This is a genomic window from Cupriavidus sp. 05L310, assembly GCF_056398185.1.
In genome coordinates, this window is record NZ_JBFTOX010000023.1 from 93,405 (window position 1) to 105,202 (window position 11,798).

7 protein-coding genes are annotated in these 11,798 nt (G+C 67.3%); 6 read left to right on the forward strand and 1 reads right to left on the reverse strand.

Translation table 11 applies throughout. The features are described from left to right. The first annotated feature begins 439 nt into the window (after positions 1–439). The 6 genes from AC1DS6_RS18210 (at position 440) to AC1DS6_RS18235 (ending at position 9,393) form a co-directional block, all read left to right on the forward strand. Positions 440–1,693 (forward strand): MFS transporter, encoded by a 1,254-nt coding sequence (locus AC1DS6_RS18210; RefSeq protein ID WP_477102871.1) that lies wholly within the window; start codon positions 440–442, stop codon positions 1,691–1,693. A 500-nt stretch (positions 1,694–2,193) separates the two neighbouring features. Continuing rightward, entirely contained in the window at positions 2,194–3,975 is a 1,782-nt protein-coding gene (locus tag AC1DS6_RS18215) for an N-acetylglutaminylglutamine amidotransferase (RefSeq protein ID WP_477102872.1), read from the forward strand. Positions 3,976–4,050: 75 nt separating this feature from the next. Continuing rightward, positions 4,051–5,850, forward strand: a complete 1,800-nt coding sequence (gene ngg, locus AC1DS6_RS18220; RefSeq protein WP_477102873.1) for an N-acetylglutaminylglutamine synthetase — start codon at positions 4,051–4,053, stop codon at positions 5,848–5,850. A 69-nt stretch (positions 5,851–5,919) separates the two neighbouring features. Beyond that, entirely contained in the window at positions 5,920–7,128 is a 1,209-nt protein-coding gene (locus AC1DS6_RS18225; protein ID WP_441626214.1) for an osmoprotectant NAGGN system M42 family peptidase, read from the forward strand. A gap of 35 nt (positions 7,129–7,163) precedes the next feature. Next, positions 7,164–8,048: a mechanosensitive ion channel family protein gene (locus AC1DS6_RS18230; protein ID WP_441626216.1), complete on the forward strand. Its 885-nt coding sequence runs from the start codon at positions 7,164–7,166 to the stop codon at positions 8,046–8,048. Between the two features lie 154 nt (positions 8,049–8,202). Continuing rightward, positions 8,203–9,393, forward strand: coding sequence for a porin (locus AC1DS6_RS18235; protein WP_441626218.1), 1,191 nt, complete (start codon positions 8,203–8,205; stop codon positions 9,391–9,393). Positions 9,394–9,403: 10 nt separating this feature from the next. Here AC1DS6_RS18235 and edd read toward each other — a convergent pair whose 3' ends face one another. Continuing rightward, positions 9,404–11,230, reverse strand: a complete 1,827-nt coding sequence (edd, locus tag AC1DS6_RS18240) for a phosphogluconate dehydratase (RefSeq protein WP_441626220.1) — start codon at positions 11,228–11,230, stop codon at positions 9,404–9,406. Positions 11,231–11,798: the final 568 nt, after the last annotated feature.

Genomic DNA, 11,798 nt, shown 5'->3' on the forward strand with positions numbered 1-11,798 from the left:
GGTGGGTGTCGGCCGCATGCGCGGACATGGTCAGGCAAAGCAGGACGGTGCCGATAGCGGCGCACGTGAGCGAGACGGTGGCTGCAAAATGGAATTCCCGGGAATGGGGCGGGAAAGTCAGGGTGCCGCCACATCGAGTGGTGCATTATGAATACGAATGATTCTCGAAACGAATCGCATTTTTTCGCTCTGTAGCGATATTGCGTCATTGTTGATACATGGCGGCGGCGTACGGACATGCGCCTGCATGCATCGCGGGGCTCGGATAGAATCCGAAACTTGCGGGAACTGGTCTGGGAAATTGCCTGGGAAATGGCCCGGTAGCCGGTGCGTGGTTTTGGCTGCCATGCGAGTCGTTTCAGGCGCTTTTCAGCGTTTCCCGCCGAGTGAGGCAAGCCAGCGCTTTGCCTCGCCGCCCGCCCCGTCATCACCGCCATCCATGCCGACCCCTGCTACTGCTCCGGCCACCGCGCCGGACTCTGTTTTTCGCGACCCTTCATTTCGGCTGTTCTGGTTTGCCCGCCTGTGCACCACCATCGGCTATCAGATCTTCACGGTGGCCGTGGGCTGGCAGATGTATGACCTCACCCGCGATCCCTTCATGCTCGGCATGGTGGGCCTGGTGCAGTTCCTGCCCTCGGTGATGCTCCTGCTGGTGTCAGGCCATGTGGCGGACCGTTTCGACCGGCGCCTGATCGTACGGACCTGCCAGACGCTGGAAGCGCTGATTGCGGTGTCGATGGCGGTGGCGAGCCTGAAGGGCTGGATCACGCGCGATCACATCTTTGTCTTCGTGGCCCTGATCGGCGCCACCCGCGCATTCGAGACGCCGACGCTGCAAGCGCTGCTGCCCGGTGTGGTCACGCCGCGCCAGCTTCCGCGCGCAGTGGCCTTGTCCAGTTCCGCCACGCAGACGGCCATCATCATCGGCCCCGCGCTGGGCGGCTTTGCCTATGTGGCCGGCCCCGGCGTGGTCTACGCCATCAGCGCCACGCTGTTCGCCGTGGCCGCCTGCCTGGTGAGCGTGCTCAAGCTGCGCCAGGCCGCGCAGCGGCTGACCACGCCGGTCAGCATCGCCACGCTGTTTGCCGGTTTCTCCTATATCCGCAGCCGTCCGGTGCTGCTCGGCGCGATCTCGCTGGATCTGTTTGCCGTGCTGCTGGGCGGCGCCACCGCGCTGCTGCCCATCTATGCGCGCGACATCCTCCACACCGGGCCCTGGGGCCTTGGCCTGCTGCGCTCGTCGCCCGCCGTCGGCGCGTTGGTAACCGCGCTGTGGCTGGCACATCACCCGATGAACCGCCGCGTGGGACGCGTGATGTTCGGCGCGGTGGCCGTGTTCGGCGTGGCCACCATGGTGTTCGGCATCTCGCACTGGTTGCCGCTGTCGATGGCCGCGCTGGTCATGCTCGGCGCTTCCGACATGATCAGCGTAGTGGTGCGGTCCACCCTGGTCCAGCTCGATACGCCCGACGATATGCGCGGGCGCGTGGGGGCCGTCAACTCCGTGTTCATTGGGGCATCCAACCAGCTTGGCGAGTTCGAGTCGGGCGTCACGGCCGCACTGCTCGGGCCGGTCGGCGCGGTGTTGCTGGGCGGCATCGGCACACTGGTGGTCGTGGCGGTGTGGATGCGCCTGTTCCCCTCGCTGGCCTCGCGCGACCGCTTGCACGATCACCCTTTGACGGCCTGAACGCCGGCCGGACAGCGCCCTGCGGTCCGGTCGCACCGGTTGATTTGCCCCTCCCGCACCAAAAGCGTACCCAATTCTGCGTGCCTCGACGGTGCCGTCCGGGCGCCGGAATGCGCCACTCTCCGATCCCGCACCACGCCGCATGCGCCGGAAATATGGTGCTTGCACCGCTTTGTCGCGCGATGCCATGCACGCATAAAAGTATCTGAAATGGCATTCAGGCGAATTTTTTTGAACCGGTGCGAGCCCTTGTCCACCAAGGGCTCGCGCCGGTTCGGCCGCCTGCCTCCGCGAATTTCGGGGAAACCAAAGCCCCATTCATCTGTCCTGAAAGTATCCCCAATTTCAATCAACTGTAGGTGATCGTCAGACATCCGGTCAGACGGTCGCGGGCAGACCAGAACACCGCGCCATGAGAAAACAATACACGGCGCGGTATTTGGGCTTTGGCAGTCCCATTGGACGTCCCGATACCGCCAGTGACAGGAGAGCGTCCGGATATGTGTGGCATTGCTGGAGAATTACGTTTCGATCAGGTCATGGCCGACCTGCACGCCGTCGCCGTCATGACGCGCGACCAGGCGCCGCGCGGCCCCGACGGAGAAGGCCTGTTTAGCCTGGGCAGCCGTGCGTTCGGCCATCGCCGGCTGCGCATCATGGATTTGTCGCAGCGCGCGCACCAGCCCTTCATCGACAACGAACTGGGCCTGGGCGTCGTGTTCAACGGCGCGATCTACAACCACGATGCGTTGCGCAAGGAACTGGCCGCCCAGGGCTACCGCTTTGCCTCGACCGGCGATACCGAAGTCATCATCAAGGCGTGGCATGCATGGGGGCCGGCCGCGCTCCACCGCTTCGCCGGCATGTTCGCCTTCGCCCTGTGGGAGCGCGATTCCGGCGTGACCCACCTGGTGCGCGACCGCCTGGGCATCAAGCCGTTGTACTACTCGGCCACGCCGCAGCGCCTGCGCTTTGCTTCCACGCTGCCAGCCTTGCTGGCCGGCGGCGATATCGACACCACGCTTGACCCCGTAGCGCTGCATCACTACCTGAGCCTGCACGCCGTGGTCCCCGCGCCCCACACCATCCTGCAAGCGGTGCGCAAGCTGCCGCCGGCCACGCATATGACGGTGCAGCCCGACGGCCGCACCGACAGCCGCACCTGGTGGCGGCTGGATTTCCGCCAGAACGCAGACGATCTGGAAAGGCCGTTCGAGGCCTGGCGCGATCTCACGCTCGCCACGCTGCGCGACGCCGTGCACCGCCGCACCGTGGCCGATGTGCCGGTGGGCGTGCTGTTGTCCGGCGGGGTCGACTCCAGCCTGATCACCGGTTTGCTCGCAGAAACGGGTACGCCCGACCTGCGCACCTACGCCATCGGCTTCGAGACCGTGGGCGGCGAGGCTGGCGACGAGTTTCGGTACTCCGACCTGGTGGCCAGGCACTTCGGCACCCGCCACGAGAAGATGATGATTCCGGCGGCCGGCCTGCTGACCGCGCTGCCCGACGCCATCGGCGCCATGAGCGAGCCGATGGTCAGCCACGACTGCGTGGCCTTCTACCTGCTGTCCGCCGCCGTGGCGAAACACAGCCGCGTGGTGCAGAGCGGGCAGGGCGCCGACGAAGTTTTCGGCGGCTACCACTGGTACCCGCCGCTGGCCGGCAACACGGACGCGGACGGCGGAGTCGCCGCCTACCGGCACGGCTTCTTCGACCGCAGCCACGACGAGCTGGCGGAGCTGCTCGCGCCGCAATGGCTGGCCGACGATCCCAGCGGCCGCTTCCTTGCCGCGCACTTCGCCCAGGCCGGCGCCGACAGCGCTATCGACCGCGCGCTGCGCGTGGACACCACCGTGATGCTGGTGGAGGACCCGGTCAAGCGCGTCGACAACATGACCATGGCGCACGGCCTGGAGGCGCGGGTGCCCTTCCTCGACCACGAACTGGTGGAACTGGCCGCGCGCATGCCGGCACGCCACAAGGTCGCCGCGGGCGGCAAGCATGTGCTCAAGGAAGCGGCGCGCCAGGTGATCCCGGTCGCGGTGATCGATCGCCCCAAGGGCTATTTCCCGGTGCCGGCGCTGAAGTACCTGCGCGGCCCGTTCCTGGATTACGTGCGCGGCTACATCAGCAGCGATCGCGCGCGCAGCCGCGGCCTCTACCGCGACGGCGTGGCCGACGCCATGCTCGACGCGCCCGATAGCCATATCACCCCGCTCAAGGGCTCCAAGGTCTGGCAGATCGCGCTGCTCGAAGCGTGGTTGCAGACGCGCGGCATCTGACCGGCGCAGCGATGCACCGACAACACGCCAGCCTGACGGGACGCTGCACGAGACACCAACAGGAGGAAGACCCACATGCCATCCACCAACCTTGTCAGCCTTTCCGCGCGCACCAGGGCTACCGGCCGGATCGCGCCCTCGCCGCATCCCGCCGGCGCGATGCATGACCCCGCCGGCGAGGATCGCACTGGCGTTGCCACCCCGCGCAGTGCCGGCGAGCCGCCGGCGCCGGTGTCGACCCGCCCCAATGCGATGATCGATTGCGGCTGGGGGCGGCTGATGTTCGCACCGGCCTTCGGTTCGCCGGCGCTGCTGGCTGCCGAACTGCAGCAAGAAGCGCCGGGCCGGCGCGATATCGCGCTCTACGTGGACGCGCCGCAACTCGTGCTCGCGCAAGCGCCGCAGACGCTGTTCCTCGATCCTTCGCTGCTGTTCCGCCGCCGCCTCGATGTGCCGCTGGACGATAGCGCGCCATCTCCTGGCGTCACCATTCGCCGCCTCGCGACCCGCGCCGACATCGCCGCCATCAATCGCCTCTACGCCATGCGCAAGATGGTGCTGCTAGACGCTGCCACCGTGTGGCGTCAACGCGAGCAGGAAGCGGTGGTCTACCTGCTCGCCGAGGATGAGCAGAGCGGCGAGATCGTCGGCTCGGCCATGGGCGTGGACCATGCGCTGGCCTTCGGCGACGAGCAGGGCGGCAGCAGCCTGTGGTGCCTGGTGGTGGATCCGCAGACCCACCTCGCCGGCGTGGGGCGCTCGCTGGTCACGCACCTGCTCGCGCGCTTTGCCGAACGCGGCAGGCGGTCGCTCGACCTCTCGGTGCTGCACGACAACGAGCACGCCATCGGCCTGTATCACAAGCTCGGCTTCAGCCAGCTCGATGGCTTTGTCATCAAGCACAAGAACGCCATCAACGAGCCGCTGTTTGCCGGCAGCAGCGAGTGCGACCAGCTCAATCCCTACGCCGCGCTGATCGTCAAGGAAGCGCGCCGGCGCGGTATCGGCGTGGACATCGTCGATGCCGCCAGCGGCATCTTCGGCCTGCGCTTCGGCGGACGCGAGGTGCTGTGCCGCGAATCGCTTTCGGAGCTGACCGGCGCGGTGGCCATGACGTGGTGCCAGGACAAGGCGCTTACGCGTGCCCGGCTGGATGCGGCGGGCCTCGCGGTGCCGCGCCAGCGGCCCGCGGGCAGCGAGGCAGACAACGCAGCCTTCCTTGGTGCCTGCGGCTCGGTGGTGGTCAAGCCCGCCTGCGGCGAGCAGGGGCGCGGCATCAGCGTGGACGTGCGCGACACCGCGCAACTGCCCAGCGCTATCGAAGCCGCGCAGCGCGAAGGCGGCAACGTGTTGCTGGAGTCGTTCTGTCCCGGGCAGGACTTGCGCATCGTCGTGATCGGCTACGCGGTGGTGGCTGCCGCGATTCGCAAGCCGGCCGAAGTGGTGGGAGACGGCAAGTCGGATCTCAAGACGCTGATTGAGCGCCACAGCGCGCGCCGCGCCGCTGCCACCGGTGGCGAAAGCCGCATTCCGATGGACGGCGAAACCGGGCGCTGCATCGGCGCGCAAGGCCTGGGGATGGCTTCGGTGCCGGCGGCCGGCCAGCGCGTGCCGGTGCGCAAGACCGCCAACCTGCATACCGGCGGCACGCTGCACGACGTCACGGCGGAACTCCATCCGGTGCTGCGCGAAGCCGCCGTTACCGCCGCGCGCGCGTTGCGCATCCCGGTGGTGGGACTGGACTTTCTGGTACCCGCGCATGACCAGCCCGAGTACGTGATCATCGAAGCCAATGAACGCCCCGGCCTGGCCAACCACGAACCGCAGCCGACCGCCGAGCGCTTTGTCGACCTCCTTTTCCCGTTCACCGCCTGACCGCGTTCCCTGGCGTACCAACCTCTTCCGTACCAACTTCTTCCTGAACCGAACCATGAACCCGCCCGCATGCAGACACTGACAATCGACGCTTACTACCTCAAGACCACGCTGCTGGAGTTGCTCGCCATCCCCAGTCCCGCCGGGCTGACCGACGAGATCGTGCACTACACCGCGCGCACGCTCGACAGCCTGGACATTCCGTACCAGCTCACCCGGCGCGGCACCATCCGCGCCACGCTGCGCGGCAATCGCGCGCAAGCCGGGCTCGGCCCCGACTGCGCTATCGTCGCCCATCTCGATACGCTTGGCGCCATGGTGCGCGAAGTCAAGCCCAACGGCCGCCTGGCGCTAGCTCCCATCGGTACCTGGTCCAGCCGCTGGGCCGAAGGCGGGCGCGTGACACTGTTTACCGAGAGCGGCCGGCATCGCGGCTCGGTGCTGCCCTTGCTGGCTTCGGGTCACGTATACAACGAGGCGGTGGACACGCAACCCGTCAACTGGGACCAGCTCGAACTGCGGCTCGACGAAGATGCCGCCACGCCGCAAGCACTGCGCGAACTCGGTATACAGGTGGGCGATTTCGTTGCGTTCGACGCCAACCCCGAGATCCTCGACAACGGCTTTATCGTCTCGCGCCATCTCGACAACAAGGCCGGCGTCGCCGCGGTACTGGCCGCACTCAAGGCCGTGCGCGAAAGCGGCGCGCCGGTGCCGATGGACTGCCACGCCGTGTTTACGCTCACCGAAGAAGTTGGTTCGGGCGCCACCGCGGTGATCGAGGACGACGTCAGCGAAGTGATCGGCATCGACATCGGCCCGGTGGCGCCGGGGCAGGGCGCGAGCGAAAATGGCGTGACCATTCCGCTGATGGATTCGGCCGGACCGCATGACTATCACCTTACGCGCCGCTTGCTGCGCCTGTGCGAAGAGCACGGCATCCCCAGCCATCGCGACGTGTTCCGTTTCTACCACTCCGACGCGGGCGCGGCGGTCACTGCCGGGCACGATGTGCGTACGGCGTTGCTTTGCTTCGGCGCCGACGCCTCGCATGGCTATGAGCGCACACGGTTGTCCGTGCTCGTTCATCTTGCCGAATTGCTCACCGTCTATATTCAGAGCGGGCCAACCTTGCCGGAGGACCGCCAGCGCCGCATGGGCTCGGTGGCTGGCTTCTCGCATCAGCTCGATCCCGGCCAGCTCGCGCGCAGCGAAACGCCGTTGCCCGACGCAGGCGAACTGGCGCATCGCCGGCGCGGCAGCGTGAGCCGCGCATGACCAGTCTTTCCAATTTGATTGCCGGAGCCGAATCCATGGACCTCAACTTCATCGAGCCCAGAAAGCTGGAAGCAGCCTGGACCTACCTGCTGCAACTGGTGGTGCAGCAGGGCCTGAACTGCATCGCCGCCGTCCTGATCCTGATACTGGGCTGGTGGATCTCGGGCCGTGCCCGCGCCGCCGTGCTGCGCGCATTCGACCGCCCGCGCGTCGATGCCACCTTGCGTCCCATGCTGGCCAGCGTCACGCAGTGGATCGTGCGCGTGATCACGATTGTGCTGGTGCTGTCGCAATTTGGCGTGCAGACCGCCAGCATCATCGCCATGCTCGGCGCCGCCGGCCTCGCCATCGGGCTGGCTTTGCAAGGTACGCTGCAGAATATCGCCGCGGGCATCATGCTGGTGCTGCTGCGGCCGTTCCGCGTGGGCCAGTACATCGATGCCCAGGGCGTGGCGGGCACGGTGCGCGAAACCGGGCTGTTCATGACCGAGCTGACCACCTTCGACGGGGTTTGCCTGCGCGTGCCCAACGGCAAGATCTGGGGCAGCGCCATCACCAACTACAGCGAGAACCCCACGCGCCGCCTCGATATCGAGGTCACGGTCACCTTCGGCGCCGATATCCAGGCCGCGCTCGATGCGCTGCGCACCATGCTCGCCGCGGAAGACCGCGTGCTGGCGGACCCGGCCGCCGAGGTCATGGTGATCAACTACGCGGCGCAAGGCGTGACGCTTAATGTGCGCTGCTGGCTTGCCGCCGTGGATTACTGGACCGTACGCTTCGCGTTCTACCACCGCATCAAGCAGGCGCTGGAAGCCGCCGGCTGCGCCATCGCCGTGCCGGTGCAGGAACTGCGCGTACCCGACGATGCGCAACTCGCCGTGCCCGCCGTGGCCAATCCCGCGCGCAGGCTGAGCTGAACCGTCTGGCCTGATCGTCTTCCGCCGCCGGGGCGCGCAAACGCCCCGGCGGCGATTCTGTTTTGTGGCGCGCCCTCGTGATGCCGCCGCACTTTCACCCCTTTGGGTCGCTCACGCTTGTCCAGGGCCCGCTACCCGAGCGGCGGACCCTGGCATGTCATCAAATCTGGAACTGGCATTGACGTTTGACTCCACGCCCGCACTGAACCCCGCACTGAACCCCACACGGAACCCATCACATACATCCCCGCGCTTTCGCGCCGTGGCGCCGCCATGCGAAAGCGCATTTTCCCCCGGCCTGCGCCGCAAGCGCGCACTGGCGCGCTGTCTGCCGGCGCTCGCCTGCGCCGCCGTACTGGCCCCGGCCGCACCGATGGCGCACGCGCAGGGCAGCCTCACGCTGTATGGCTTTGCCGATGCCGGCATCTTCCGCCCGGCGCCGGGACAGCCGGTCCAGCTCGGCACCATGCAGCGCAGCTTCATCGGCCTGCGCGGCAGCGAGCCGCTGGGCGGCGGCTGGGCCGCCACCATGAACCTGCAGACACGTTTCGACATGGGCGACGGACGCCTTGAAGCCAGCGGTGCCACGCCGTACTTCCAGGGCGAATCCACCGTCGGCATCCGATCGCCCTATGGCGACCTGCGGTTTGGCCGCGCGCTGACGCCGATGTGGCAATACGACTGGCAGTACGACAGCTGGGACAACTTCAATCGCGTCGGCTCGGTGGCCTGGTTTGTGTACCACCCGTCCTATCGCACCGATCCGTACCACAACGGTCCGGCGGGAGAATATTCGCGGCTGAACAACGGGGTGTTCTACGATTCGCCGAAATGGGGTGGCGTGCATGTCCACGTCTCCGCCGGCGTGGAAAAGAACGAGACGCCGGATGCCGCCGGCAACCGGGACCGCACCCGGCCGCTGGCCGCTTCGCTCAACTACGACGCGGGACCGTGGTCCGCCATGCTCACCGCCGAGCGCAATTCAGCCCGCGACAACACCTGGTTTGCCGGGCTCGCCTATGCCTTCAGCGCGGTGCGGCTGATGGCGTCGTATAGCCAGACGCATCTGAGCGCCGCCAGCCAGGCGTTTCTCGGCGATGCCAGCGCGAAACGCAGCGCGGCCACCCTCGCCGCGAACTGGCGCGTGGGCGCCGTCACGCTGAAGCTCTCCGGTGCGCGGGATTTCCAGGGCTACGGCCACGCCGGCACGACCGGCTACGTCACCAGCGGGCTGGACTACGCGCTATCGAAACGCACCACGCTGTATGGCGCGGTGTCGTATCGCCACAGCCGGCAGGCCAGTGGCGGCACCGGGTTTGGTGCCGGCATCAGCCATAGTTTCTAAGCGGGGCGCTTCAGCCCTCCTGCGCGAACAGCGAGCACGCGCCCGCCTCGGCCGTGCTGACATGGCGCCGGAAGTTTGCAAACAGGTCGCGTCCCACGCCGTGCCGGTTGGCGGTGAGATCGGGCGGCGTCACGTCGCGCGCGGCCCACTCCGCTTCCGGCACCATCACCGTCAGCACACCGGTGTTCGCATCCACGCGCATCGGGTCGCCGTCGCGCACGCGGGCGATGCCGCCGCCGCTCAGTGCTTCGGGGCAGACGTGGATGGCGGCCGGTACCTTGCCCGATGCGCCGGACATGCGCCCGTCCGTCACCAGCGCCACGTGGAAACCGCGCTCCTGCAGCACCGTCAGCGTAGGCGTGAGCTTGTGCAGCTCCGGCATGCCGCAGGCGGCCGGCCCTTGCCATGGCAGCACGGCGACGAAGTCGCGCTCCAGCTCGCCGCGCTTGAAGGCGTCGATCAGCGCATCCTGCGTATGGAACACCAGCGCTGGGGCCTCGACCACATGGTGCTCGGGCTTGACCGCCGAGATCTTGAGTACCGCGCGGCCGATATTGCCGTCGAGCAGCTTGATGCCGCCCTCGGGCGCGAACGGCTGGCTGGCAGAGCGCACCACGCTGTCGTCCAGCGGCGCTTCCGGCCCGTCGATCCAGGTGAGCCTGCCATCGCGCAGCACCGGCTCGCGAGTGTAGTCCGCCAGCCCCTTGCCCACCACGGTAGTGACGTCGTCGTGCAGCAGCCCGAGCTGCAGCAGTCCGCGGATCACCACAGGCAGGCCACCTGCGGCCTGGAACTGGTTCACGTCCGCGCTGCCGTTGGGGTACACGCGCGCCAGCAACGGCACCACTTCCGATAGTTCGGCGAAATCGTCCCAGCTCAGCACGATGCCGGCGGTGCGCGCCATCGCCACCAGGTGCAGCGTGTGGTTGGTGGAGCCGCCGGTGGCCAGCAGGCCGACGATGCCGTTGACGAAGGCGTGCTCGTCGAGCACGTCGGCCACGGGCGTATAGCGCTCGCCGCCATGTACCAGGCGCAGCGCCTGCCGCGCGGACTCGCGCGTGAGCGCCTCGCGCAGCGGCGTGTTCGGATTGACGAAGGCGGTGCCGGGCAGGTGCAGGCCCATTATCTCCATCAGCATCTGGTTGGAGTTGGCGGTGCCGTAGAAGGTACAGGTGCCGGGGCCATGGTAGGACTGGCTCTCCGCCTCCAGCAACTCGGCGCGGCTGATCTTGCCCTCGGCATAGCGCTGGCGCACGCGGGCCTTTTCTTCATTGCCGATGCCCGTGGTCATGGGTCCGCCGGGCACGAAGATGGCCGGCAGGTGGCCGAAGGACAGCGCGCCCATCACCAGCCCCGGCACGATCTTGTCGCACACGCCGAGGTACAGCGCGCCGTCGAACATCTGGTGCGACAGTGCCACCGCCGTGGACAGCGCGATCACATCGCGCGAGAACAGCGAGAGATCCATGCCGTCCTGACCCTGCGTCACGCCATCGCACATGGCGGGTGTGCCGCCAGCGAACTGCGCGGTGCCGCCCGCTTCCAGCGCGGCCTCCTTGAGCCATTGCGGATACTCCGCCAGTGGCTGGTGCGCCGACAGCATATCGTTGTAGGACGAAACGATGGCGAGGTTGGGGCGCTCCTGCGCCTTCAGGCGGATCTTGGCCTGCTCTGGCATGGCCGCCACGGCGTGCGCCAGGTTGGTACAAGAGAGATGGGCGCGTTCCACCTTCTGCCCCGCCATGGCGCGGGTGCGGTCCATGTAGGGCTGGCGGGTGCCAGCACTGCGCGCCACGATACGGGCGGTGACCCGTTCCAGGACTGGGTGACTTGGCATGGGGATCTCCTGCGTGGGGATGTCTTTTTTCAGCCTAGCGCACTTTGGGGCGGGGTGCACGTATGGTGCGCTGCAAGTTTTTCCTGCAAGTGCTAGACTCCGCTCCATTCTCTGGAGTTCAGGCAACATGAAGCAAGCAGCGCAACGCACCGCCATCGCAGTGTTTGCCGCGGCACCTTACGGTGAACGCGTGCTGCTGGCTATTCACGCCTAGTCTTCCGAGCGTCCGCCCGGAAGGCTGCAAGGCCGGTTCCGGGAGTGACGAAACAGCATATCGCCAACCCCGGACGGCCCGCAGGCCCTCCGGGGTTTTGTTTTTTTGTTTCGCCACCATCTGACACGCCATGCGTACCTACGACAAGCTGATCGCCACGATTCAAACCGGCCAAGGGAACGGGAGCTTGCGCTCGTCCCTTGGTGCGGTAACGGCGTCGGCTGGCGTAGCCACCGAGAAGGTTGCGTGCCGCATGCGGCATGCCGGCGCCGCCCCGCAAGCGATCCCATAGCCTCCCGGCCGCACATGCAGTCCGGGAGGCCTCGCAGATCGCCTCCCAGGGACCCAAGACAC